This is a genomic window from Segatella copri, from assembly GCF_019249765.2.
GTDB classification, from domain to species: Bacteria; Bacteroidota; Bacteroidia; order Bacteroidales; family Bacteroidaceae; genus Prevotella; species Prevotella copri_K.
This window is the reverse complement of the sequence record NZ_CP152484.1, coordinates 602,389-627,897: the sequence shown is the minus strand read 5'-3', so window position 1 is coordinate 627,897 and position 25,509 is coordinate 602,389. Positions and strand designations below refer to the sequence as shown.

Annotated in this window: 24 protein-coding genes and 1 pseudogene; 12 read left to right on the top strand and 13 right to left on the bottom strand. The window is 44.8% G+C overall.

The features are described 5' to 3' along the window. Positions 1–114 precede the first annotated feature (114 nt). The 3 genes from proS (at position 115) to KUA46_RS02575 (ending at position 2,615) form a co-directional block, all read left to right on the top strand. Positions 115–1,596 carry a proline--tRNA ligase gene (gene proS, locus KUA46_RS02585; protein WP_022120928.1) on the top strand — a complete coding sequence of 494 codons (1,482 nt, stop codon included), beginning with the start codon at positions 115–117 and terminating at the stop codon, positions 1,594–1,596. 47 nt (positions 1,597–1,643) lie between these two features. Then, complete coding sequence (locus tag KUA46_RS02580) at positions 1,644–2,066, top strand: hypothetical protein (protein ID WP_022120929.1); 423 nt, start codon at positions 1,644–1,646, stop codon at positions 2,064–2,066. A gap of 156 nt (positions 2,067–2,222) precedes the next feature. Further along, positions 2,223–2,615 carry a hypothetical protein gene (locus tag KUA46_RS02575; protein ID WP_118085548.1) on the top strand — a complete coding sequence of 131 codons (393 nt, stop codon included), beginning with the start codon at positions 2,223–2,225 and terminating at the stop codon, positions 2,613–2,615. Between the two features lie 77 nt (positions 2,616–2,692). Here KUA46_RS02575 and KUA46_RS02570 read toward each other — a convergent pair whose 3' ends face one another. The 5 genes from KUA46_RS02570 to KUA46_RS02550 all read right to left on the bottom strand — a co-directional run bounded on the left by KUA46_RS02570 (position 2,693) and on the right by KUA46_RS02550 (position 9,090). Then, complete coding sequence (locus KUA46_RS02570; protein WP_194257150.1) at positions 2,693–3,556, bottom strand: AraC family transcriptional regulator; 864 nt, start codon at positions 3,554–3,556, stop codon at positions 2,693–2,695. Between the two features lie 103 nt (positions 3,557–3,659). Beyond that, on the bottom strand, positions 3,660–5,354 hold the full coding sequence (locus KUA46_RS02565; RefSeq protein WP_022120932.1) for an MFS transporter: 1,695 nt from the start codon (positions 5,352–5,354) through the stop codon (positions 3,660–3,662). A gap of 29 nt (positions 5,355–5,383) precedes the next feature. Then, positions 5,384–6,496, bottom strand: a complete 1,113-nt coding sequence (locus tag KUA46_RS02560; protein WP_153137673.1) for an HlyD family secretion protein — start codon at positions 6,494–6,496, stop codon at positions 5,384–5,386. Positions 6,497–6,594: 98 nt separating this feature from the next. Next, positions 6,595–7,923: a TolC family protein gene (locus tag KUA46_RS02555; RefSeq protein ID WP_022120934.1), complete on the bottom strand. Its 1,329-nt coding sequence runs from the start codon at positions 7,921–7,923 to the stop codon at positions 6,595–6,597. Between the two features lie 153 nt (positions 7,924–8,076). After that, positions 8,077–9,090, bottom strand: a complete 1,014-nt coding sequence (locus KUA46_RS02550; protein WP_153137671.1) for a hypothetical protein — start codon at positions 9,088–9,090, stop codon at positions 8,077–8,079. A 272-nt stretch (positions 9,091–9,362) separates the two neighbouring features. Between KUA46_RS02550 and KUA46_RS02545 the strand changes: the two genes are divergently transcribed. Next, on the top strand, positions 9,363–10,670 hold the full coding sequence (locus tag KUA46_RS02545) for a carcinine hydrolase/isopenicillin-N N-acyltransferase family protein (RefSeq protein ID WP_022120936.1): 1,308 nt from the start codon (positions 9,363–9,365) through the stop codon (positions 10,668–10,670). 119 nt (positions 10,671–10,789) lie between these two features. Here KUA46_RS02545 and KUA46_RS02540 read toward each other — a convergent pair whose 3' ends face one another. Together KUA46_RS02540 and KUA46_RS02535 are read right to left on the bottom strand one after the other, a co-directional pair. Then, positions 10,790–12,229 (bottom strand): amidophosphoribosyltransferase, encoded by a 1,440-nt coding sequence (locus tag KUA46_RS02540; protein WP_153082001.1) that lies wholly within the window; start codon positions 12,227–12,229, stop codon positions 10,790–10,792. Between the two features lie 208 nt (positions 12,230–12,437). Then, entirely contained in the window at positions 12,438–14,189 is a 1,752-nt protein-coding gene (locus KUA46_RS02535) for a phospho-sugar mutase (protein WP_153084021.1), read from the bottom strand. A 241-nt stretch (positions 14,190–14,430) separates the two neighbouring features. On the opposite strand from KUA46_RS02535, the gene KUA46_RS02530 reads away from it, so the two are divergent. The 3 genes from KUA46_RS02530 (at position 14,431) to uvrA (ending at position 18,359) form a co-directional block, all read left to right on the top strand. Next, positions 14,431–14,751 carry a DUF4491 family protein gene (locus KUA46_RS02530; protein ID WP_022120939.1) on the top strand — a complete coding sequence of 107 codons (321 nt, stop codon included), beginning with the start codon at positions 14,431–14,433 and terminating at the stop codon, positions 14,749–14,751. A gap of 125 nt (positions 14,752–14,876) precedes the next feature. Beyond that, the gene (rlmH, locus tag KUA46_RS02525; protein ID WP_006846932.1) at positions 14,877–15,347 is read left to right on the top strand and encodes a 23S rRNA (pseudouridine(1915)-N(3))-methyltransferase RlmH; all 471 of its coding nucleotides are present in this window, start codon (positions 14,877–14,879) and stop codon (positions 15,345–15,347) included. A 114-nt stretch (positions 15,348–15,461) separates the two neighbouring features. Then, on the top strand, positions 15,462–18,359 hold the full coding sequence (uvrA, locus tag KUA46_RS02520; protein ID WP_215652434.1) for an excinuclease ABC subunit UvrA: 2,898 nt from the start codon (positions 15,462–15,464) through the stop codon (positions 18,357–18,359). A gap of 335 nt (positions 18,360–18,694) precedes the next feature. Here uvrA and KUA46_RS02515 read toward each other — a convergent pair whose 3' ends face one another. Together KUA46_RS02515 and KUA46_RS02510 are read right to left on the bottom strand one after the other, a co-directional pair. Next, on the bottom strand, positions 18,695–19,012 hold the full coding sequence (locus KUA46_RS02515; RefSeq protein ID WP_153089321.1) for a hypothetical protein: 318 nt from the start codon (positions 19,010–19,012) through the stop codon (positions 18,695–18,697). 62 nt (positions 19,013–19,074) lie between these two features. Further along, positions 19,075–19,554 (bottom strand): hypothetical protein, encoded by a 480-nt coding sequence (locus KUA46_RS02510; protein WP_153089322.1) that lies wholly within the window; start codon positions 19,552–19,554, stop codon positions 19,075–19,077. Between the two features lie 145 nt (positions 19,555–19,699). Here KUA46_RS02510 and KUA46_RS02505 point away from each other — a divergent pair, with 145 nt between their 5' ends. From KUA46_RS02505 to KUA46_RS02495, 3 genes and pseudogenes are all read left to right on the top strand, one after another. After that, on the top strand, positions 19,700–20,101 hold the full coding sequence (locus tag KUA46_RS02505) for a DUF2493 domain-containing protein (RefSeq protein ID WP_256625032.1): 402 nt from the start codon (positions 19,700–19,702) through the stop codon (positions 20,099–20,101). 30 nt (positions 20,102–20,131) lie between these two features. Next, a pseudogene (locus KUA46_RS02500) lies at positions 20,132–20,308 on the top strand (hypothetical protein); the annotation flags it as partial. A gap of 49 nt (positions 20,309–20,357) precedes the next feature. Continuing rightward, entirely contained in the window at positions 20,358–21,032 is a 675-nt protein-coding gene (locus tag KUA46_RS02495; protein ID WP_218487046.1) for a hypothetical protein, read from the top strand. A 367-nt stretch (positions 21,033–21,399) separates the two neighbouring features. Here the strand turns inward: KUA46_RS02495 and KUA46_RS02490 are convergent, their stop codons facing one another. Beyond that, entirely contained in the window at positions 21,400–22,083 is a 684-nt protein-coding gene (locus KUA46_RS02490) for a hypothetical protein (protein ID WP_218487047.1), read from the bottom strand. A gap of 464 nt (positions 22,084–22,547) precedes the next feature. On the opposite strand from KUA46_RS02490, the gene KUA46_RS02485 reads away from it, so the two are divergent. Further along, positions 22,548–23,573, top strand: coding sequence for a hypothetical protein (locus KUA46_RS02485; RefSeq protein WP_218487048.1), 1,026 nt, complete (start codon positions 22,548–22,550; stop codon positions 23,571–23,573). 160 nt (positions 23,574–23,733) lie between these two features. Here KUA46_RS02485 and KUA46_RS02480 read toward each other — a convergent pair whose 3' ends face one another. From KUA46_RS02480 to KUA46_RS02470, 3 genes are all read right to left on the bottom strand, one after another. Further along, on the bottom strand, positions 23,734–24,231 hold the full coding sequence (locus KUA46_RS02480; RefSeq protein ID WP_218487049.1) for a metallophosphoesterase family protein: 498 nt from the start codon (positions 24,229–24,231) through the stop codon (positions 23,734–23,736). Between the two features lie 117 nt (positions 24,232–24,348). Beyond that, positions 24,349–24,753, bottom strand: coding sequence for a hypothetical protein (locus KUA46_RS02475; protein ID WP_334670717.1), 405 nt, complete (start codon positions 24,751–24,753; stop codon positions 24,349–24,351). Further along, complete coding sequence (locus KUA46_RS02470) at positions 24,731–25,051, bottom strand: hypothetical protein (protein ID WP_118200704.1); 321 nt, start codon at positions 25,049–25,051, stop codon at positions 24,731–24,733. The genes KUA46_RS02475 and KUA46_RS02470 overlap by 23 nt, the downstream gene beginning before the upstream one ends. A 136-nt stretch (positions 25,052–25,187) precedes the next feature. Between KUA46_RS02470 and KUA46_RS02465 the strand changes: the two genes are divergently transcribed. Further along, positions 25,188–25,445, top strand: coding sequence for a M48 metallopeptidase family protein (locus KUA46_RS02465; RefSeq protein WP_117587191.1), 258 nt, complete (start codon positions 25,188–25,190; stop codon positions 25,443–25,445). The last annotated feature ends 64 nt before the right edge of the window (positions 25,446–25,509 follow it).

The window sequence follows — 25,509 nt, the reverse complement described above, 5'->3', positions numbered from 1 at the left end:
AGACACCTGCAGACAGATGAACTGCCGGCAGCAGATGATGAAGGGGTTCATGCTTATACCTTAATATATAAATAACAGAAGAAATAAAAAACAAAATAAATAGAATAAAGCAATATGGCTAAAGAACTCAAGAATTTAACCAAGCGCGCTGACAACTACAGTCAGTGGTACAATGATTTGGTAGTAAAGGCTGATCTCGCTGAGTTGTCACCAGTTCGTGGTTGTATGATTATCAAACCATACGGTTACGCAATCTGGGAGAAGATGCAGCAGCAGCTCGACAAGATGTTTAAGCAGACAGGTGTACAGAACGCATACTTCCCTCTCCTCATCCCGAAGAGTTTCTTCTCTCGTGAGGCTGAGCACGTGGCAGGTTTCGCCAAGGAGTGTGCCGTAGTTACCCACTACCGCCTCCGTTCTACAGAGGATGGCAAAGAGGTTGAGGTTGATCCTAACGCAAAGCTCGATGAGGAGCTCATCATCCGTCCTACTTCTGAGACCATCATCTGGAACACCTATAAGAACTGGATCCATTCATGGCGTGATCTCCCTATCCTCTGCAACCAGTGGTGTAACGTAATGCGTTGGGAGATGCGTACCCGTCCGTTCCTCCGTACTTCTGAGTTCCTCTGGCAGGAGGGTCATACCGCTCATGCCACTAAGGAAGAGGCTGAAGCAAAGGCTCAGGAGATGCTCAAGGTTTACGCTGATTTTGCTGAAAACTACATGGGCGTTCCTGTATTGCAGGGTGTGAAGAGTGAGACTGAGCGTTTCGCAGGTGCTCTCAACACTTATACCATCGAGGCAATGATGCAGGATGGCAAGGCTCTCCAGAGTGGTACTTCTCACTTCCTGGGTCAGAACTTCGCCAAGAGTTTCGACGTAACATACTTGAACAAGGAGAACAAGCCTGAGTATGTATGGGCTACTTCATGGGGTGTTTCTACCCGACTGATGGGTGCCCTCATCATGGTTCACAGCGATGACAACGGTCTGGTATTGCCTCCAAAGCTGGCTCCTATCCAGGTGGTTATCGTTCCTATCAACAAGGGCGACGAGCAGTTGGCTCAGATTACTGCTAAGTTGCAGCCTGTCATCGACCAGCTCCGTGAGTTGGGCATCACCGTGAAGTATGATGACAACCCTGCCAAGCGTCCTGGCTTCAAGTTCGCTGACTATGAGTTGAAGGGTGTTCCTGTTCGTCTGGCTATGGGTGGCCGTGACTTGGAGAACAACACCATTGAGATTATGCGCCGTGATACCTTGGAGAAGGAGAACGTAAGCTTCGACGGCATCGTTGAGCGCGTAAAGAATATGTTGGAAGACATCCAGAAGAATATCTTCGAGAAGGCTCGTGCTTACCGTGATGCTCACGTTTACGAGTGCGACAACTACGAGGAGTTCAAGGAGCGTGTGAAGAACGGTGGTTTCTTCCTCTGCCATTGGGATGGTACAGCCGAGACCGAGGCTAAGATCAAGGAAGAGACTCAGGCTACCATCCGTTGCGTGCCTTTCGCTTACGAGCAGACTCCAGGTGTAGATATGGTAAGCGGCAAACCAGCCGTAGCCCGTGTCATCATCGCAAGAAGTTATTAATCATCCCCGGTGTCGGGAGTTCATCCTGACACCATAATATATTTAATATGAGGCAGTTGATACTATACATCCTTTTTCTGGTGTCCATGGTCTTCTCAGGCTATGGAGAGGTATCTGCTGCCTCTATTTCTTTTACTCCCGAGGATTCTTATACCGAAGATGCAAGCCATAAGAAAGATGGTTTGACAAAGGTTGAGTATGACAAGAGCCAGCCTGAGGCACAGCTTGAAAACGCCTCACAGCTTGCTTACCGCATCTGTAGCAGCCGTCCGCAGCGCTTATTGCCAAGTGGCAACATGCACAACAGTCAGACTGCCAGTAGATTGCTGACAAATAGAATCCGTTATTTATCATCCCTTTTATCAGCTATAGAAGGTGGCATGGAGCCTTTCCGACAGGAAACTGCCCCAATCCACTTTGATGTCGCCAGCAAGTATTATGTCATTTGCCTGCGACGTCTGCTCTGTTAGTGCTTATTCTTTTCTCTTTTTAAAATTTCATATAGATTTATCGCATCTTTCCTAAGATTTGCGATAAGACTGGTTACACCCCTATTCAAAACAAAAAACAGTTCAATATATATTATTTTTCAAGAATTAAGAAGAAGCAAATAACAGTATAAAATTATGGCAAAGATTAATCATTTAGAGATGGGTGCTGATGTTTTGGCACTCCAGGATGTACAGGTAAAGAAAGGTTTCATGGGTTTGACAGTCAAGCTCATCTATCAACCTACCAACAGTGTGATTAAGATAAAAGAGAAGGAATATTCTGCAGAGGATGGAAGAAAGCTTGAGAATATCCTCAGCGCAGCCCCTAAGGATGTAGAAACAGCGATCAGCAACTTCCCTGTTTCTGCCATCAGCATGGGTAATATGAAGTTACAGGCTTGCATCTCTGACGACCACCAGTTTGTTGCCACACAGCTCCTTGCCTTCAAGGATTTCGGTTACAAGCCGGTTACAGAGATGAAGACCTATACAGGAAAGACAGCCGAAGCTTTCGCTCAGTTGTTTTAGTTATATCACAGTATCGGGACAGGGGACAGAACAATTCCTCTGTCCCTTTTTTATTTTATAGGTATAGGATGAAATCTTTATTTGAAAGAAGGCGGTTCATTCCCCTCTTCCCAATTACGGTAATTCTTAGGCGACAGACCGGTATGTTTCTTGAAGAAGGTTCCGAAGGCTGAAGCATTGGGAAAACTGAGTTCATTGGCTATCTGCTGTATCGTCTTCGTGGTGTTCTTCATCAGATAGATACTGCGACGGATCATCGCCTTGAAAAGCAACTGCTGGACCGTCTGACCGCAAACCGACTTGACCAGTACCGACAGATATTTCGGTGTAAGACAGAGTTCGTCTGCATAGAAAGCCACACTGCGCTCACGCATATAGTTCTTCTCTATCAGCAGCACCAGCGACTCAAAGATGGCTATCTTCCTCTCCATCTCCTTGCCGGCAGCCTTGAACGATGCCGAGAAGATGCTGCACAACCTATACGTAACAGCCATCAGCAACAGTTTCTGCTCATGCACACAATAGGCATCCAGTTCACCACTCTTCTCTTTTTCCAGCTCCAGTTTCCTCAGCATCAGGGCATAAGAAGTAAGCATATCCTCATAGCCCGTCGTCCTGACATGGCAGGGTTTGGGATAAATCGTAGCATAAAGACGCATGGTAACCACGGTATTGCCCAACATGTGACGAATCTGTTCAGCACGGTAAAAAAGAAGGGTATATTTAAGGTTCTTGCCCGTTTCCTGCACATGAAACATCACTCCTTTGGAGAGGAAAACGGTCTCACCCTCAGATGCAACAAAGGATGTTCCGTCTACACAGAAACGGAACATCCCCTGATGACAGATTACGATTCCGACATAGTCGGAGTAGAAAGGCTGCATCAACAGCTGAGGAAACTCATGAGCCTCATATATGATGATATTATCTGTTATTTTCATGATGAATATGGGTCTGTTATCTTCAGATTTAACTGCGAAGATAACAAAAATATCCATTCATCAGATGAGCAGCCTGTATCTTTTATGATATTTTAGCACTCCCCTACCTTCTTCCCAGGGATTTCACATCTACATTCTTCAGCAGATACTCACGCGTCAGTTCCCCGATATTGCGCTTGCGCCAAGGGAGAACGAGCATCAGTCCGGCACACAGCAGACAGCCGTAGAAGGTCCAGCCTGCCATCTCCTTGATACTCACCAGCGTAGCCTGTACCTGTACCTTTCCCTTCGTACTCATGGCAGCCATATTCTGCGCCTCGGTTACACTCTTGCCCTGATATTGCATGCCTCTCACCGTCTGGTCGTAAGTCTTCGCCGTCTCGATGTTCGTGCGGTCGTAATCCTGGGCAAAGCGGGTTACATAATACTGCTGTCTGTGCTGCAGCACATTGGTATAGAGCGCAGAGCCGATGCAAGGGGCAATGACCATACGAACGGTAAGCATGATGCAAACCCAGGTTGACATGAAGCGGTAAGGCATGCGCTGGTTGGCTATCGTGGAGATGAGCGAATAGAGCAGCATCATTCCCGTAGAACGGATGATAATAGGCCATTTCATACGTTCATACATACCGTCGTTCTGTACCTCGAAATACATGTACAGCGCATAGGCTCCGATAAAGAGGAAGCCCAGACAGTACATCCACTTCAGGTGAACATTCTTGACTCGGGCGATGACGGCGAAAATCAGTCCCACGGTATAGCCCACCATCACCCAGTTGCCTAGCGTGGCGTTCTGCCAGTTATCTATCTTCATGCTCACATTGGTGAACACGTTGACAAACATGGCACTCGAATTGCAGACCATCAGCAGGAAGAAGAGCAGGATGCCGTAGTTGATGACCCTGAGCTGGAACACCTCCATGATGAAATAAGGTGAACGCCGCGTCTTCTCCAGATAGATGAACAGAGCGGTAAAGATAAGACAGACCACCGAAGAGAAACGGATGGTTGGATCATCAAACCAGTCGAGCGTCTTACCGAAAACCATGACGTAAGCAAACGAACAGAGCATGATGCTGAACACCGTAACATTGCCAAACTTCGACATCGTTATCGGGAACTTAGGCATCGGATACTTATGATAAGGCATGGTGAAGAACACGATAATGATGCCTGCCAGCATGAATGCCATCATGAAATGATAAACATACTGCCACTCATAGGCATAGGCAAGCCATGCCGTTAGCCAGGTTCCCAACTGTCCGATAATCATGAAGAAGAGATAGATGACCGGCTGCGACACCATCTTCTCCGAATCTACCGCATCCCATGCTTCCTCGGTAGTAGGCTCGCATCCCGGAGTGATATTCCTCGTAGCCTCTATTCCGAAACCATATCTGATGAGCACGAAGAGATGCGCCATCAGCAACGTCTGACGGACAAAACCCATCAGCAGACTGCACAGTCCGAGTATGAACAGCGAGTCGGTCTGGGCACACACGAAACTGAGGATAAAGAGAATGGAGAAGCCCACGATACACATCATCTTCTCTCTACGGATGCACACCAGATCATAGAAGAACGGCGAGAAAGCCGCCATTCCTATCGAGGTGCAGAAGCCCGCAAAAGCGATGTATTCCGACTGGATGCCGAGTCCGCTCATCATCTCGCCGCTGTTGGCAGAATAGACGCCACTCATCGTAATCATCGGCACGAAGAGGATGATCATGAAGATGATACCGAGCGGTTTGGGCACCCAATCATAAAACGGATAATTCTTATATTCTTCTTCCATATATTACTTCATTTCCATCTAGCTGTTTTTTACTTTCTCTCAGCCTTGACAACCACCATCATGCCGGCAGCAAGATGCTCATTATCCTCTTTGCTGAGGTTGTTGAAATCGATTCTTACAGGCACACGCTGCTGAATCTTGACAAAGTTGCCAGCCGAATTGTCGGTAGGTACCAGCGAATATTTCGAACCGGTAGCACCAGAAATGGCGGTCACCGTACCCTCAAATTCCTTGTTACTGATGGCATCTACGGTCATACGCACCTTCTGTCCTACATAGAGATTCTCTATCTGGGTTTCCTTATAGTTGGCAATCACCCATTTGTTGTTGGTTGGGATGATATAGGTAATGGTGGTTCCTGCATTCACCATCTGTCCCTCCTCGATAGAGCGGCGACCCAGTTTACCATCACAAGGGGCCACAACCACACAGTAAGAGAGATTCAGTTTTGCCATCTCTACGGCAGCCTCGGCACGCTCGATGGAGGCTGCCACATTCTGTTTGCGGGTAGTTACCTCGTTTACTCCCTTATAGGCAGCAGCCTGCTGCTTCTTTACCCCTTCGAGTTTCTTCCTGGTAGCAGCATATTCCACCTCCAGCTGTTCGAGCTGGATAGGAGTAGCCGCCTTCTTTTCTACCAGGTTGCGATAGCGTTCGCAGTCCTTGGCAAGTTTGGCAAGTCGTACATTTATTTCATCGATAGATGCCTGATAGATAGAAGCTGATGTCTCGGTGGTCTGCTCTGTAGCGTTGATGACATTGGCTCCAGCCTTGGCATCCTTGAGGGCTGCTTCAGCCTCCATCAGACGGATACGATACTCCCGGTCGTCGAGCACAAGGAGGGTATCTCCCTTGTGTACTTCCTGATGTTCTCTGAAGCATACCTTGGCGATATAGCCGGATGCACGGAGATTAACCGGTGAGATATATTGCTCTATCTGAGCATCATTGCTCGTTTCGTTAGAGTTATAATCGAGGAAGAGGCATACGATCTTCCAGAGTCCGAAAGCCAGAATAGCAACACCTATCAGACTGGCAACAATCTGTCTTACGCGCTGCTTCTTGAGTTTCTTCCTGGTTTCTTCGTGAGATACCTGTGTAGCCTCTGCTGTTTCTACATTTTTATTTTCGTTCTGTTCCATAGTTTTATTGTAATTTGGAATCAGGGAATATGAAGTAAACTTTTTTACATCCCGTTTTCCTGTTTATATTTTATTTCTTAATGATTTATTCTTCTCCGTTATTTAGCAACCGAAATCTGGTTGAGCTGTCCAGTCAACTTGAGCAGCGAGAGATTGGCAACCTTGTAGCGATAGTAGGCTGTGAGATAATTGTTCATAGCCTCGCTCATACGCATCTCGTCCTGCAGCACTGCTGTCATCGAAGCTACACCCTCCTTATACTGGTCTGCTGTTACGTTGTAAACATCCTGAGCCATGGTATAATTATCAAACTGCTTCTTGTAGTTGCGCTGACTGTTGTTCACCTCGCTCACCGCATTCATATAGTTTGCCTGCAGTCCCTTCAGGGCGTCCTCGTAACCGATGCGTGCATTCTCCTCCTCTATCTTCGCCTTTCTGATTTTAGAACGCTTTTCAAAACCATCGAATACAGGCACTCGCAGCTGGATGCCCAGACCATTGGAACCATACCAGTGGTTTGATTCGCCCGAATGAATCCAGTGATCTATCCTATCGGTAAAGGCAGAATACATCAGGTTTCCGGTCAGCGAGAGCGATGGCAGATAGCCGTCCTTGGCAAGTTTGGTCTGCTTCTGGGTGAGCAGTTTCTTCTGTTCCAGCAACTGGAGTTCGTAGAGTCCCGTATCCAGTCCGTCAGCCTTCACCATCTCAATCTTTCCCGGATCTACGGCTGTCACCTTCATCTCCTTCTCGGCAGGATAATCTATCACATACTTGAGCATGGTATACTGCTGTTCGAGCATGGCGATGGCGTTATCGCGCTGCACGGTGAGGTTCTCGATATTGAGATTCACTCGCTTCAGATCGACCTCCAGACTCATCTGGTTGTCATAGAAAGCCTGGGTGATGTTTCTGAGTTCTACCAGTCGCTTGATGTTGTCATCCGTCAGACGAATCTGCTCAGATGTGTTTTGCGCCATGTAATACATCTTGGCAGTCTGCACGATGAGGTCTTCACGCGCCTTCTCATAAGAGAGTTGGTTGAGTTTATCGGCAATCTTGGTAATGTCGATGGCGGTAAGAATCATCTGGTTATACAGTGGCATCTGCAATTGTACACCCGCCGAAGCATTATACTGCAACGTCTTGGTTACATTATAAGGCTTGCCGTAAGCCGAGCCGTCGGTAACCGAAACAGGCGGCGTAAAGTTGTCGTTGAGCTGTGCCACCGCATTGATCTGCGGATAGAGTTTAGCCTGATTTTCGCTGATAGCGTACTTTCCCTTAGCTATTTCGTTTCGGCTGCTCTGGAGCGACAGGTTGTTATCCACTGCCATCTGCAGGCACTGGCTGAGCGTAAGCGTCTCCTGTGCGCCAAGTGTATGGAAAGCTCCGAGCGCGAAACATAATATGATTATTTTCTTCATTTCTTCTTAATGATTTCTATTGATTTACGTTTCATTTATTATCTGGGTGCAAAGGTACGGCTTTTCGGTGATAAATGACTATTCACATCTTATCACAATATGTTCAAAATTTCCGAAAATAACAGGATATGGTTCAGTATCAGCCTCATCGGCCTACTGGCTTTCAGCTATGCGCTTCTCCAGAACCTTCTTCAGGTTATCAGCTGAGCCCATTCCCAACTTCTTTCTGATGTTGGCCCGCTGGGTAGTGATGTTCGATTCCGACTTGTTAAGCAGCGCGCAAATCTCACTCAACTTTCTGTTCTGCAGGATAAGGTAACAGATTTCCTGTTCAGAGGCACTCAACTCGGGAAAGACGCGTTCTATGTTCTGTTTGCTCAATTCGCGGGTCTGGAGATATTGCATCACATTGTCTATGACATTCTTCTGCGAAGCCTCACCCAGAAGATCCAGCAAATGCGCGGTAAGTTTAACATCATGCCTTTCCTTCGCCAGAGCCACGTATGCCTTAATCTGCTTTTTGTTTATCTTCAGCACCTGGAGCAGTTCTTCCTCATCACGCTGCAACGTTCTGTTCGCATTAACAAGATACTCACCGTTTCTGGCAACAGCCAGACTCAGCACGCTGATAAAAAGCAATATGAGCATCATCATGAAGAAATAATCCATGAGCGATTCATCCCCCGTTACAATCACACTCAATATATAAACCCCAAAAGCTATTCCCACCAGCCAGCGTGTGAGACGCGCCTGATAAGCCGCCAGCGAGAAAAACATGTTGCCTGAAAGGATAAGCATATTGATGAGAATCACCATTCTGTTATCTTTCAGCGTAGGCATAAAGGCACTGTAGAGGATATCGGCTCCGATAAAGCACTGGGTGGCGATAGCGATACAAACGATTGCCCTCACCATTGGGATTTTCCCGAAGAGATAAGCCATGAAGGAGGATAACACGACTATCAGAAAAACGATGTTAGACACGGTAAAAAACGGATCAAAGGCTCCAGAAAAGCCCAGGATATTTGACAGGATGCCCAAAGAGAGCATCACGGAGAAACACACAAGGATAGCTTGACGTTGGCGGTCCAAGTAATTAGATTCTCTCTTCAGGAAACAGAATCCTAACTGATGTATCTTAGATTTCTTTGCGTTCTTTTCTTTCATATTCATAATGGATAGATAAATTATTTCGTATTGACAGATGAGGCAGGTTTGCCCTGACTGACGAATCATTTTGCACAGACACACGAATCGCTTTTTCTTCTTGCAAAAATAATAAAAAAGATTGGTTTTGATGTATTTTGAGGGATATTTTTTTATAATTCCAGAAAAATCAGCATTTTTCAGTGTACTTTTCTCCCTACCGAGAGTGGTTTTCCATTACTTTTGCATTTGAAAATTCAAATCATTTATCAATCATTTAATACTAATTACGTATGAAAAAGAATATCACTTTCAACAGTAAGCACATACAATGGTTTCTGTTTTTATGCTTAAGTTTCAGCATCACATTCTGTATGTTTCTGCTATCTTCATGCAGCGATGATGACAGCCCAGAAGTAAACAATAAGGCACACTATCAGGACGTACCAGCCAGTCTACTGACCGATGCCAAGAAACTGGAGATGGTCCGGTCTATCCAGGACTTGAAAGACGGAAGATTCTTCTATCTTGACTATACGGAGGATTACAAACTCTCTACCATATCAGGCTATAATCTTACCGACAACACCCAACTGATTGGTGCCGTATTAAAAACCCTCTGCGACAAAACACCATCCTGGCTCAAGGCAAGAGTCAAGCTGGATGCCGGCTGCAGTGCCTTTGCTGTTACGACACCAGATACTGGTGATTATCTGATGGGGCGCAACTTTGACTATTCTCACGATAATGAACCGATTGCAGCAGCCCTGGTTCGCACGGCTCCAGAAGGTGGACTGAAATCCATCAGCATGGTGGATGCCTACTGGATAGGTTACCGGCAGGATCTCTGGCATTACATCCTATATAACAAGGAACAGTTTGAGAAACATAAGACGCAAGACCTTTCCTATATCATGGCATTCCCATATCTTCTGATGGACGGCATGAACGAGGCAGGCTTTGCCGTTTCCGTTCTTCATCTTGACGGCAAGCCAACCCAGCAGGCTAGCACGGGCAAGAAACTGACTACAACCCTGGCCTTACGCATGATGCTGGATCATGCAAGAACGGTAGATGAAGCTCTCAAGATTCTGGACGGATATGACCTCTGGATACCGGATAATGACGGCAACTATCATTTCTACATGGCAGATGCCACGGGCCGTTACGCCATCGTAGAATTCGTATATGACAAGGATCACCAAAGCAAGATTTACATCGACGATGAATATACGGGTGAAGACGGAAAGACTCATTTCAAATATCCTGACGTATTGCCAAACACCCGCGAGGTGATAGAAAAGCGCTATGCCAGCAACTTCTATGTATCTGAAACCATGGCATGTTCAGATAAAGGTCCGAAACTCTCGAACCACGGCAAGACCCGCTACGACATGATGGAATTCGTCATCAAGCAGAACAGTAACCAGTTGTCAGAGGAAGGAGCCATGAATCTGCTCAATGGTGTGAGTCAGGCAGAAACTCCAGGCAATCCAACGAGCCATACCCAGTGGTCGGTGGTATACAATCTCTCCCAGCGCAAGGCAACCATTTGCGTGAACAGAGATTACAAGAACAAGTTTACGTTCTATGCAAAATAATACATTTTATGCAAAAGAAGATTTTGCCGAGAAATAATATAAAAATAGGTCTAGCTACACCGCGCTAAGCGGGGTCGCTAGACCTATCTTCTAATCTATCAAGAACTTATATTCTTATTTTAGTCTTCATCAGCAAACTCATTCAGAGTATATGCGCTGCTGCCATCGAAACAATGGGTACATACCTGGCACTTTGGAAGACCGATAGCCTCTACCAGCTGCTCGATGGTGTTGAACTTCAGGGAAGTCAAGCCCAACTGGCTGGCAATCTCATCTACCATCTTCTGATACTCAGGAGAACCAGTGGTAGCGTATTTCTCAAGATTCTTGTTGGCATCGCCCTCAAACTTCTCGATGATGCGACGGGTAATCAGCTCCATATCACTCTTGGAAGAAGTGAAGTTGATGAACGGACAACCGTATACCAATGGAGGACACGCAATACGCATGTGGCACTCCTTCAAGCCTGCCTGGTCGAAAAGCACCTTCACATTGTCGCGAAGCTGGGTACCACGAACGATACTGTCATCGCAGAACAACACTCGCTTGCCCTTCAACATCGCCTTGTTAGGAATCAGCTTCATCTTGGCTACCAGTGAACGCATGCTCTGGTTGCTAGGAGTAAAACTGCGAGGCCATGTAGGAGTATACTTGGCAATGCAGCGCTGGTAAGGCACACCCTTGCCGGCAGCATAACCCATCGCCATACCCGTACCAGAATCCGGAATACCGCTGCAGCAGTCTACCTCCACATCATCGGTCTTGGCGAGATTAAAGCCGTTGGTAAAACGCGCCTCCTCTACATTCTTGCCCTCGTAGGTAGATGTAGGGAAACCATAGTAAACCCAGAGGAAAGAGCAAACCTGCATCTTCTTGTTGGCAGGACGGATCTGCTCCATGCCATCAGCTTTAATCTTCACGATTTCGCCTGGTCCTACCTCATATGCAGTTTCATAATCGAGATTAGGGAACGAGGTGGTTTCGCTGGAAGCCGCATAGGCACCTTCCTTCTTGCCGATGATGATAGGAGTACGTCCCCAACTGTCACGCGCACAGATGATGCCATCCTCGGTAAGGATCATCATGGTGCAGGAACCTTTGATGTGATGGAAAACGTTTTCGATACCTTCTCTGAAGGTTTTCCCCTGAATAATGAGCAGAGCCACCAACTCAGTAGGATTGGTACTACCCGAAGACATCTCTGCAAAGTGCATGTTCTTTTCGAGCAGAAGCTGAGTAAGTTCATCCTTGTTTACTATCTTAGCTACGGTGCAAATGGCAAAGCGGCCAAGATGAGAGTTCATGATGAGTGGCTGGGCATCTGTATCGCTAATCACGCCGATGCCCGATGTAGCTCCTTCAAACTTGTTGAGTGTAGGTTCAAACTTCGTTCTGAAGTATGAACTTTCCAGATTGTGGATAGAGCGCACGAAGCCCTTCTCACTACTGTAGGTTGCCAAACCGCCCCGGCGTGTGCCGAGATGTGAGTTGTAATCTGTGCCGTAAAAGAGATCAGCGACACAGCTTTTCTTGGAAATAGTTCCGAAAATGCCTCCCATAAGAGTATAATTATATGTTATAATTTTGTAATATGGGTGCAAAGGTAAATAAAAATCAGAAAATATGCAAGTCTTTTTGCTTTTTTTCTATAAAAACATGATAATGAGGGTAACTTGCTACCCTATTTCGAGAAGAATAAACGGCTACTGAAACGAAAAGCGCTCCGGCAATAATTACCGGAGCGCCATAATATGATTTCCTATGAAATTAATCCAACTTCAGGCTCTTCTTGATAGCCTCGATCTTATCCATTGCAGCAGCTGTGCAGCGGTTGTAGCAGCCAGCGCACTTGAATGAAGGATCCTTAACCTCAATATAGAACTTAATCTTAGGCTCTGTACCTGATGGACGGACACTTACCTTAGTGTTGTCATCGCAGAACCACTGGAGTACATTGCTTGTAGCAGGCATATCGAGCTTCTCTACGCTGCCGTCAGCATGCTTAGCCTCCAAAGACTGATAGTCCTTCCAGGTTACCACCTTGCTGCCACCCAACTCCTGTGGAGGGTTGGCACGGAAGTCTGCCATCATCTGCTTAATCTCGTCAGCACCAGTCTTACCTGGGCGAACTACGTTTACAGTGAACTCCTTGCTGAAGCCATACTCTGCATAAATCTGCATCAGGAGGTCGTAGAGAGTCTTACCCTGATCCTTAGCCCATGCAGCAATCTCGCAAATCAGACAGATAGATGCAGGAGCATCCTTATCGCGTACCTTATCGTATGGCAAGAAACCGAAGCTCTCCTCACCACCACCGATGTACTGCTGCTTGCCCTCAGAGATAGCAATCTCGCGTGCAATCCACTTGAAACCGGTGTAGCAGTCGCGCAACTCTACGTTGTTCTTCTTGGCAATCTCAGCGATAACTTCTGTTGTTACGATGGTCTTTACGAGGAAGTCTGTTGGCTTCAACTTACCCAACTTCTTCTTGTTCTCGATGATGTAGTAGCAGAACATCATGGCTGTCTGGTTACCGTTGATGATCATCCACTCGCCCTTGTCATCGCGGCAAACGATAGCCAGGCGGTCAGCATCTGGGTCAGTAGCTACCACGAGGTCAGCGTTCAACTTAGTACCGAGCTTCATACCGAGGGTCATAGCCTCTGCATTCTCTGGGTTAGGAGAAACTACTGTTGGGAAGTTACCATCTACAACCATCTGCTCAGGAACTACATTGATGTTCTGGAAGCCCCAAGAACGCAGACAGAGAGGAACGATGACACGACCTGTACCGTGCATAGCTGAATAAACGATGTTGAGGTCTTTCTGACGGTTGATGACATCCTGGTCAATCATAGCAGAATGAACGGCTGTCATGTAGTCGTAATCCATCTCACCACCGATAATCTTGATCTTATCCCAGTTAGCCTCAAACTTCACCTGGTCGATAGTAACCTTGTTTACCTCCTCGATGATACCTGTATCGTGTGGAGCCAGAACCTGAGCACCGTCGCTCCAGTAAGCCTTGTAACCGTTGTACTCCTTAGGGTTGTGAGAAGCAGTTACGTTGACACCAGCCTTGGCACCGAGCTCGCGGATAGCGAAAGAAATCTCTGGTGTAGGACGGAGACTCTCGAAGAGATAAGCCTTGATGCCATTGGCAGAGAAGATGGCAGCTACGGTCTCAGCGAAGAGACGGGAGTTGTTACGGCAGTCGTGACCTACCACTACAGAAAGGTTCTCCTCACCTGGGAAAGCCTTGAGGATGTAGTTAGCAAAGCCCTGTGTAGCCATACCAACGATATACTTGTTCATGCGGTTGGTACCTGCGCCCATGATACCGCGCAAACCACCAGTACCGAACTCCAAGTTCTGATAGAATGCATCAACGAGAGCAGACTTATCCTCTGCGTCGAGCATTGCCTTTACTTCCTTACGGGTTTCTTCGTCAAAAGCAGGTGTGAGCCACTGCTGTGCTCTTTCTTCACACTGCTTGATCAATTCTGCGTTATTAGCCATAGTTTGATTATATTATGTTATTAATTAATTCTTATCGAGAAGGATGTGCACGAAAACAATGCATAATTTCTCTATTTGCGTACAAAGTTATATAAAAATTTTGATAAACCAAGCAAGAATGAAGTTTTTTTTGTATTTTTGCACTTTGAAATGGAATTGAAAATAGAATAAGGCTAATATTTAGCAATATTGTATTGGTAAGATAGCAAAGTTGAATGAACAAAATATAAAACAATAGAATATGGAAGTATATTACACGGGCGTCATCATCGCCGTATCCACCTTTTTAATAATAGGTATCTTTCACCCTATCGTCATGAAGACGGAATATTATACGGGCACCCGCTATTGGTGGGTTTTCCTCGTTGCAGGCATCATCTGCATAGGAGCTGCCTTCCTGGTTGCCAACGTGCTCTTCTCTGCCATACTGGGCGTAGTAGGTGCTTCATGCCTTTGGAGCATCGGTGAACTCTTCGAACAGAGACAACGCTGCGAGAAAGGCTGGTTCCCGAAGAATCCGAAAAGAATAGGAACAGGATATTACAGGGACGAGAAGAAGTGAAGAACGAAGAACTGAAGTTTCGCATGTGGTTCAAGTACGGGCTGAAGGCCCAAAAGCTCCTAGCCCAGGGCGTGTGGGGCTTACTTGCGAAACTTCAGTGAAGAATTCAAGTGTATAGGAAGAAAATGAAGACAGAACTCATTTTGGTCGGAAAGACCGTAAACAAGCATTTCATTGCGGGCATCAAGGATTATGCCGAGCGCATCACCCATTATATGCCTTTCAACATAACAACCATTCCTGAGCTCAAGAACACCAAGAGTCTCAGCGAACAGCAGCAGAAGGAACGGGAAGGAGAACTGATTCTGAAACTCCTCCAGCCTTCGGATACCGTGGTGCTGATGGATGAACATGGACAGGAATTCCGAAGCATCGAGTTTGCCAAATGGATAGAGCGCAAGCAGGCTACGGCAAGAAGGCTCGTCTTTGTCATCGGCGGTCCTTACGGTTTCTCACAGTCTGTCTACGACCGCGCCAACGAGAAGATTTCCCTCTCCAAGATGACCTTCTCGCATCAGATGGTTCGCCTTATCTTTACCGAGGCGCTCTATCGCGCATGTACTATTATAAAAGGTGAACCTTACCACCATGAATAAAGGGTAAAAAGTAAAAAGGTAAAAAGGTAAAAAGGTAAAAAGAGCCTTTCCCCCTTGCGCCCCCGTCCCCAGCGATTCCATCGCTGGTCCCCTAATCTTAAAAGAAGAAAGAATATGCCAAAAGATAAATATATAGAAATAAAAGGGGCAAGAGCCAACAACCTCAAGAATATCGATGTGAAGATACCTCAGGGCAAGTTTGTTGCCATTACGGGTGTCTCCGGATCGGGAAAATCATCGTTGGCTTTTGATACCTTATATGCTGAGGGCCAGCGCCGCTATGTGGAGTCGCTCTCTTCATACGCACGCCAGTTTCTGGGACGTATGAGCAAACCGGAATGTGATTTCATCAAAGGATTGCCACCTGCCATCGCCATCGAACAGAAAGTGATTTCGCGCAACCCACGATCTACCGTGGGCACCAACACCGAAATCTACGAATACCTGCGACTGCTCTACGCACGCATCGGAAAAACCTATTCGCCTATCAGCGGACAGGAGGTGAAACGCCATACTACCGAAGATGTACTCGCCTGTACCCGACAGTATTCCCAGGGTACCAGGTTTGTCATCCTCGCCCCTATCCACGTCATCGAAGGGCGCAGTCTGGGCAAACAGCTGGAGATGTACAATCAGGAAGGTTACGCGCGTATATATATAAAAGGTGAATTCGTGCGCATCGAAGACTTCATGGAGCAGGCGGATAAGGAACTGCTGGAAGTAAGCGGCGATAAACTGAGAAAGAGAATGCAGCAGAAGGATGAAGAAATCTTCCTGGTCATCGACCGTGCTTCGGTAAGCGATGAGAAGGATGATATCAGCCGACTGATGGATTCTGCCGAAACTGCCTTCTATGAGGGCGATGGAGCCTGCCGCCTCGTCTTCCTGCCAAGCAACATCTGCTACGACTTCTCTACCCGGTTCGAAGCTGACGGCATGCAGTTTGAAGAGCCTACCGACAATATGTTTGCCTTCAATTCTCCTCTCGGAGCCTGCCCTACCTGCGAAGGTTTCGGCAGCATAATAGGCATCGATGAGAAACTCGTCATCCCGAACACTTCGATGAGCGTATATGACGGATGTGTGGTTTGCTGGCGAGGCGAAAAGATGGGTATGTGGCTCAAGGAATTCATCCGAAGAGCAGCAGAATACGACTTCCCTATCTTCAAGCCTTACTTCGAACTGACTCAGCAGCAGAAGGACTGGCTGTGGCACGGTCTGCCTGGCGAGAAGAAACGTAAACAGCAGGAAAGGGTGAGCATCGATGAGTTCTTCAGAATGGTAAAGGAGAACCAGTACAAGATACAATACCGCGTGATGCTGAGCCGATTCCGTGGAAAGACGATTTGTCCTGACTGCCATGGTACCCGACTCAAGAAGGAAGCCAACTATGTGAAGATTGGCGGAAAGAGCATCACCGAACTGGTTGAGATGTCGATTGTGAACCTGAGCGAATGGTTCAAGAAACTGGAACTCTCTGAGCATGAGAAGGAAATCAGTAAGCGTCTGCTCACCGAAATCACCCACCGCCTGCAGTTCCTCCTGGATGTTGGTCTGGGTTATCTTACGCTCAACCGACTTTCCAACACCCTCTCCGGCGGTGAGAGTCAGCGCATCAACCTGACCACCAATCTGGGCTCATCGCTCGTGGGTAGCGTATATATCCTCGATGAACCTAGTATAGGACTCCATAGCCGCGATACCGCCCGACTGATTAAGGTGCTGAAAGAACTGCAGCAACTGGGCAATACGGTGGTTGTGGTAGAACACGACGAAGAGATTATGCGGGCAGCCGACTATCTCATCGATATTGGTCCAGATGCCGGCAGACTGGGCGGAAGAGTGGTCTACGCCGGTCCGTCATCAGAATATTCAACCACCGACAAGGCTGAACAGGAAAAGCTGCTGGCTGAATATCCAGAGAGTTATACCATCAAGTACCTGACCCACAACGAGGAGATAAAGGCGCCAACGAGCCACCGTGCCTGGAACCAGTATATCGAAATCAAGGGAGCCCGGATGAACAATCTGCGCGGCATCGATGTTAAGATACCGCTCAATGTATTCACCTGTGTAACCGGTGTATCAGGCTCAGGCAAGAGTTCGCTCATCAAGGGAATCCTCTATCCTGCCATGCGTCGCCGTCTGGACCTCGTAGCAGATGCACCAGGCGAATATGCATCGATGGAAGGCGACTGGAAGAGCATCCATCATGTAGAGTTTGTCGACCAGAACCCTATCGGAAAGAGTACCCGCAGCAACCCTGCTACCTATCTGAAGGCATACGATGCGATACGTGCCCTCTTTGCCAACCAGCCACTGGCTAAGCAGATGGGATTCACGCCGCAGTACTTCTCTTTCAATACCGAAGGCGGAAGATGCGAGGAATGTAAGGGTGCGGGATATGTTACCATCGAGATGCAGTTTATGGCAGACCTCACGCTGACCTGCGAGGCTTGTAAGGGCAAACGGTTCAAGCACGATATCCTGGAGGTTCGCTATGGCGGAAAAGACGTCAATGATGTGCTGAACATGACGGTAAACGAGGCCATCGAGTTCTTCAGCGATGAAAAGCTGCAGCGCAACGAGGGCGACTTCGACAACTGCCGCATCATCGTAAACCGCCTGAAGCCGCTTCAGGATGTAGGTCTGGGTTATATCAAGCTCGGTCAGAATTCAAGTTCGCTTTCGGGAGGTGAGAATCAGCGTGTAAAGCTCGCCTTCTTCATAGGCAAGGAGGAACAGGAGCCTACGCTCTTCATCTTCGACGAGCCTACCACGGGTCTTCACTTCCACGACATCAAGCGCCTGCTCCATGCCTTCAATGCCCTGATAGAAAGGGGCCATTCGCTGGTAGTGATTGAGCACAATCTGGATGTCATCAAGTGTGCCGACTATATCATCGACCTCGGTCCTGAAGGCGGCGATAAAGGCGGCAATCTTGTTGTTGCCGGAACTCCGGAAGAAGTAGCTGCCTGCAAGGCAAGCCTTACCGGAAAGTTCTTGCGTTAAGAGTTGGGGATATAAAAAACTGTGTCAAGTTACAACCAAAGTAATTTGACACAGTTTACTTTTGCAACCTCATCACAATCTGATGAAGTATAATAAAGTATCTGCGAAATTCCAGCCCGCACAGCAAGTTCCATCATGGAATGTTAAAAACGGTAAATACAAATTTAACGTATTTACCGCCTTTTTCATTTTCATACCTTTTTTGCATAACGTTTGCATAAGCATAATAACCAAACATTAATGCATAATATTTTCTCAAAAAGGGAAAGACTTCTAAAGCCCGTTCCACCCAATATAGTTCTCAAATAAGGTTTATTATCCATACTTGTCTATATTTAGAAGGCGAAATCATCCTCTTCCTCATCCTCATCATTTGGGAACATGACGCTTCTCTCATACTCTGGATCATAGAATTCATACTCATCCTTCACCTGTTTGATTTTCTTCTGAATGGAGCAAATCTGCTCCAACTCCGGAAATTGAAGATGTTCACGATTGAACTCCAATATCCCATTCAGCTCTCTCTCAATGGAACAAACCTCTGGTTGGAAGTCATCCATGTCAAACTCGGAATCATTGAAGAGGTCATTATCTAGGGCCTCGTCCAAACGTTTTTCCATCTTATCCAATTGCTCTTTTATAGTTTTGTTCATTATGCTCTATTTTTAAGTTATATGTTCGATTTATGAAATAAGAATCTTACCTGATGAAAGATTCATTTTTCGTAGGAATCTGAGAGTAACAGGATTTGCTTCACCTTGGAAAGCAAATCTTTCTCTGTAACTTCTAAGTTCAAAGATGCCCCATTCCCTGTTATATTGACACCTAAAACACCTGTAAGTTTTATCAGATGTTTTGTACTTCCACTCTTTACAAAAAGACAAATAGACCATTCACCATAAGTACAAAAAAGGGTTATATAAATGGGCCTGTTGTCATACATGATTTGATAACCATATTTTTCAACATATGGAATCTTGCCATCGAAGGTTTCCGCTATAAAGGAAGCTATCTCCTCGTGGAACTTCTTCGTAAAAACGTTGGCGTATTCTTCGGAAATCTCATCCTTGGCACAGATAATCTGCTCTTGGGCATCTTCCAAATCATCAAGCAAATCGTCTAAAGCCGAGCATTTTTCGATAATGTTCAGTCCTTTTAACTTCGCCATTTCTTTATTAATATCAAACTTTTCCATTGTATATCAATTTTAATTATTCTGGAGCAAAGGTAGCCCACACCTGTGTAAATTCATTTCACTCAATAAAAAAGTTTTTTCATGCGCAATGATTTTTCTCACGTTTCATCTAATTTTGCAGAAAATTTAATGAGCAAACATGAATATGGGCAAAGAATTATCAAATGGTAAGATGGATAAAGAAGCCATCAAACATACCATCAAGACAAAGTATCTCAATAGTTACAAGGTGATTGTAGCGGGAGGACGTGACTTTGACAACTATGAGTTTCTGAAAGAAAGGCTTGATGAAACTTTCGAATCTTTGGGAGACTTGGACGCTCACCCAATAGAAATCATTTCAGGAATGGCAGATGGAGCAGACACCTTAGGTATCAAATACGCCAAGGAGCATAAGCTAACAATGGTCCTATACCCTGCGAATTGGGATAAGTATCCGAGGATGGCAGGAATCCTTAGGAACATGAATATGCTTGTTACGGCAACACATCTTGTAGCTTTTTCCGTCTTCAGCCACCGACAACATGCTACTCAATGCCAACCGTGATGAAATGAATCCCGCACACACCAATGGAAAGGAGTGGAATTCTCATCATGGATAGCTGACAATCTCCAAGATGAAGGTCGGTATGTTATTATCGATGATGAATACGTGATACAGGATTCGCAACTGCCACACTTCATCCTGACCAATCCGTATGATGGCATTACTGCGGACCTGGTCAACAAAGCCATTAAGATTCTTAACGGATAAAGGAATTAAGTTTTTCTATAAGTATAACCGTAATTTATGGGATTAAGATATGAACATAAAACATGTATTTGAAGACTCTCGCATAGTCATGCTGGAGAAAGACATTGCAAGAATAAACGAGTATTGTCAATACTCTGATGAAGAAAAGTTTGTGATGAAGCACTTGCTCAAAAAGCGTTGCAACGTACTATGGCAATTGAATATGTATGACGATGAGACGAAGCAGCTCCTCATCGGTTTCAATGATGCACTTCGAAAGGCATGTACGCAGCTTTATCACCGGACGATGACAGTTTATCAAGAATACCTGCATCGTAAGGACATTTCTGGAGATTTTGAGGTGGAAGGAAAGATATTCCTTGGTTACGAATATCCTGCACATCACCCCATTCAGACAGAAACGGCAAAACAGGTGTGGGATACTCTCACATGTGGAGGTTTCAATACACTCTATGATGAGGGTTGCGCATGGCCGCTCCGATTCAGTAGAGAGCGGCCTTCTGAGCAAAGTATCAATGAGAAATTGGAGAATTGGTTGGGGATGGAGATTGAGAACGACAATTGGAATGAGGGACTGGATAGAGAATGGTCGAAAGACCTGCATCTTATACAGCCCTTTCATAATCTATACGATCATTGCTACTTCTCATTATATGACCTCATATATGTCCGTGAGTTCAACCTGGAAGTACATGTGGAGTTTGATGATAAAGTAAAATATTAAACATCAAGCCAAACAAACCGCTGGAACTCTACAATCTGCTAGAGGATCCGGAAGAGAAGCATAATCTCGCCAAGAAATATCCGGAAAGTGGGAAAAAGTAATCGGCTTTGTAAAACTGAGGGCGTGTCATGGACTTATGACACACCCTCAGTTTTTTATCCGTTTTTCAAGATTTTACGGTCTTTAAGCAACGTGTTTTGCGACAACGTGTTGGCTGTAGAATATGCATCGAGCAGCCAGCGTGACAATTATCCATCACCAAGATTTTCTGAATTGGAGATGTTGTAGCGATAGCAGCCATTCTGTCGGCAATCGATATTCACCCAAATGTTTTTCCTGTGTCGTCATACGTCACTCACGTTATTTTTTACTTATCCAAAAAGCTGACAACCTCTGGAATCTCTTTATTCAAGAAGTCGTACCAAAGCTGAGGGCTATATCCCAAAGATGTATGATGAATCATATAGAACGGCAGCTTGTAGCCGTTAGCAAATTGCAGTTCACCTTTCTTAGGATAAGAGTTGTTGATTTTTTCATCCAATGTTTGGATAAAATACTTCACACCTTTCTCGTCAAGAATATTCATGCCTTTGTCGTTTCTTAGACCAACAAATATGCAAACATCTGGCTTGATGATCTGCACGACATCAGCTAAGCACTTCCATGCCGTCTCGTAATCAGCCAAGGAGGGCACCTCATGTGTGCCTTTCATAGGCTCCTGTATGAAGTTATAAGAAGCTATTTTGTTCCAAAAGCCCTCGACATCCATGTCGCTTTCATCCAAGAATGTTTTCTGAAGGTTAGTATGGAATTTCCAGCCACCTTTTTCTATTGCACAATTAATGATTCCTCTTGTATACTCCTTGTCTGTAACACATCTATCATATTCCTCTGGGCAGAATTCGCCTTCGTCATTCACCGTATAGTGCGAGTCTCCCATGATAAGCACACGCTTTGGTGCCGAAGCATAGTTGCAACCTATCCAAGGATAGTGTACAAGATTCTCAACTTTATCAAACTGCGAATCAAATTGTCTGTCTGATGTTGTCATAATAACCTAATTTCCGCAACACTATAATTCAATGTTATTTATAAGAACCTGAGCAACAAAAAGTTGATTAGTTTTTTGCCATGTCAGAAATCTCACTTGTCTTAGTGTTGCATTTAAAAACAAATAAAACTCTGAATGACACGGCAAAAATACAAATAAAATCTAAGAAACACACTCCTTTTGGGGATTTTTTTTCTATTATGAAGCAATTTGATGCTTTTTTAGCTCAAACCATAGATTCCACCTTGGGATTGAGATGCACATTGTTTGGTTATCAATATAGTGAGATTCTACGCTCTCTGATATGCGTATATCTTTGTGGTGGTTCATGTCTTGAGGATATTTCAACACACCTTATAAAACATTTTATAAAAATATCACAGCCTTCAAAGATATTTTTAATCTGTGCCATTTTTTTGCACACCATTGCACTACCTTTGCAATAAATTTTAAATGTTAAGTGTATGAAACTGAAAGAACTTTTACTTAGTACGGATTTTGATATGTTGATACCAGCCTTGAAAAAGGAAGGATATTTGGGCATCAGACAATATCGTGAGGCATACGACATCCTTTGCCATCTTATTCCTGCGGATGAATCCGAGATTAAGGACCCCCAAATACGTGTAGAGTGGGTTAAACCTGTTGAAGGCTATGAGGATGAAGAGCCATATATTAATGTATACAATTGTGAAGGTGATTTTTGGGAATGTAATGTTGCCAAGGAAGTTATTGTTGACGATGCCTGTAGACTTACTAAGGAAGAAGTCATAGCCAAGATTCTTTGGAGTTGTACATTCTACGGCTATACACCGCAGACACTCAAAGATACATTTGAGGACAGAATCGAGCACAAGATGCACACCAGTTATGGTACTATGGCTAGAAAACTAGAACAAAAGTTATACTTCAACTATTTGCCTGGCCGTAAGAAAAGGGAGATCCTCGAAACCATGAAGCTCGCTTCTCATGATAGTATATCCATGAGCATGGAGGATTGGGACTACTGCAACAGAAGAATCTCCCAAGCATCCAACATCAAAAAGAAGCGTGACCATCGCTTGGAGAAGCGAATTGATTATCTCGATTATCGAGAAAAGTATGAAGCTCTCCGAGAGAAGTTCTTGGGTGGTAAAGATATTTCCTTCCATGACATGGACTTCATCTATGATGGTTTCTCAATGCTGCAAACCAACATGGAGACTCATACCTATGGAGAAATCAGCAGAGTGGATTACCTGAAAAGACTGATAAAATACATAGATATGGATTCAGAGAATGAGTTTTTCAATCTGCAGAAGCTAGTCGTATTATGTAAGGTGTCTTCACTTCATCCTCTTTCTTTGAAGGAGGAAGAAAATATCAAGAGTGAGTTCCAAATGTTGGCAGGAAAAGGAAAATTAGTCTTTGGTACGAGAGAGGTAAGTTCCGGTGTAGTTGATTTGCATTTTACGATACTTATTCAGAAATACGAAAAACGTCAACCATAAACCTACTCGGATGACTACAGGCATTTCTTTGACTGATATTTAGAAGACTTGTCACCAAGGTGGAAACCTTTCTCTATTGACCTCCATCTTGGTTTTTAAGTTCATTAAACTGTGAGACATTGTAAAACTCCGTAAAAGCACCACCCTTGCTTTGATTTTCTCAAGAATGAGCATGACCAAAGACATGAAAACGAGGTTGAGAACGATAGACCTCTAACAAAAGAGGAAGGCTTCCCCTACCCTCGTCAAGTATGCCTTCCGGTGGAATATGGGTTATCAGGAAGTCCATTTTGCCAGCAAGGTGGATATTTGACTCCTTGCTTTGCAAACTTCGCGTGGATATATTCCCAAAACTTATCCTATCAAACTCATAGCAAGTATCATGGAGGAAGACTATCTCCCTTGTCAGCAGGAACTTGGCTTGCTCTGGAGTACCTTCCAAGAGTAACTCATGATTGCCAGCCACAAAAATATAAAGTTTGGCGGGATGGCTTAACAACCAGGAAAAGAAGTCCTCCATGCCATCCTTGCTAAAGCCAGACACTACATCGCCAGCACAAAGCAGGATGTCAGCTTCTTCAAGGATATGAAGCCACTTGTGCATTCCATGAGAGTCAGAGAACGCAAAAATCCGATGTTCCTTATAGTTGAATAGCATAAATCTAAATCTTATAAAGTTAATACTTCAATGGTGAATGTGGGCGGAATCTCTTCCGACCACATTTTTTGCATTGGCTTCATATTTCATTTTTTAAATGATACGAGACCTGTTTTCTTATTTTTCCTGACACACTTTATAAACATCAAACCATAAACCATGCAACATGTCAAGCAGTTTGATTTTATCGTCTGAAGATATGGGTAAGCCGGCAATGTCCTCTGGTTCGAAGCTGACGGATGAGACTTCATTTTTTAGCTCTAGCAAGAGCATATCCATTCGTTTCTCCAAGTATTGTTTCAACCAAGAGAGTTCGTCAAAATCACAAGTTGGAATTTTGATGTTTGATACATATTTTTGTTTCTTATCACCTGTCACTGAGTACAAATTCGCAAACCATATATCGCCAAAGCCAACACTCAAACTGAGTTCTATGCTATATATCTTTCCCGTATAGGAAAAAACATACTCACTTTGAGCTTCATCACCTATGTCAAAGTCAACCCATTGATTCATCTTCATATGCTTGAATGATTAACAATAGTTGTTCTTCACTTGTGCCCAATGTCTTCTGTACAAGATCCACCTTTGTTGTGTCCATAAATGATTGTGACACAGACATAAGTTGAACAAGTTCTCCCATCAGCAAAGGATATTTTACAGAGGTGACGATTCGCATAGACACCTTATTATATTTAGCCCAATCCACCAGGGTGTATTGCCTAAAAGATCGGCAGATAGCCTCTGCCCTGCTCTCTCCTTTCATTGGAAAGGAATAGATACGGCGTTTTACCGATATTCCGTGTTTAGTTTGTTCCATGATTTCTTGTTACTTTACATCTATGGCACAAAGGTAGTCTGAAAATGGGAAAAATTACTGCACACCTAAAAAATATTTTAGATGTGACAACATTTTACACAGGAAATATGTTCCTTTGCCACAAAATAAATATACAATGAAGAGGAGGAACATATGGGGGCAATGCTCCATCTATAAACAGATTTTCTTGCCGCCCAAGATTGTGGTTTTCCCATTGGAATTGATAGACGAGATTATCCTACATGAAATGAGTCATCTCAAATTTATGCATCATAGGAAACAATTTTGGGAGTACTTTAGTTTCCTGCAAGGAAGAGATGCCAAACTATGCAAGATGAAGGAAAGTGTATTTTTCGCCAAATACGACGAAATGATAGAGTTCTTACTAAAATAATTGGCAATTGTGCAACATTATTTCTCACTTTTTCATTATCTTTGTACCAAAATTTAAAAGTATA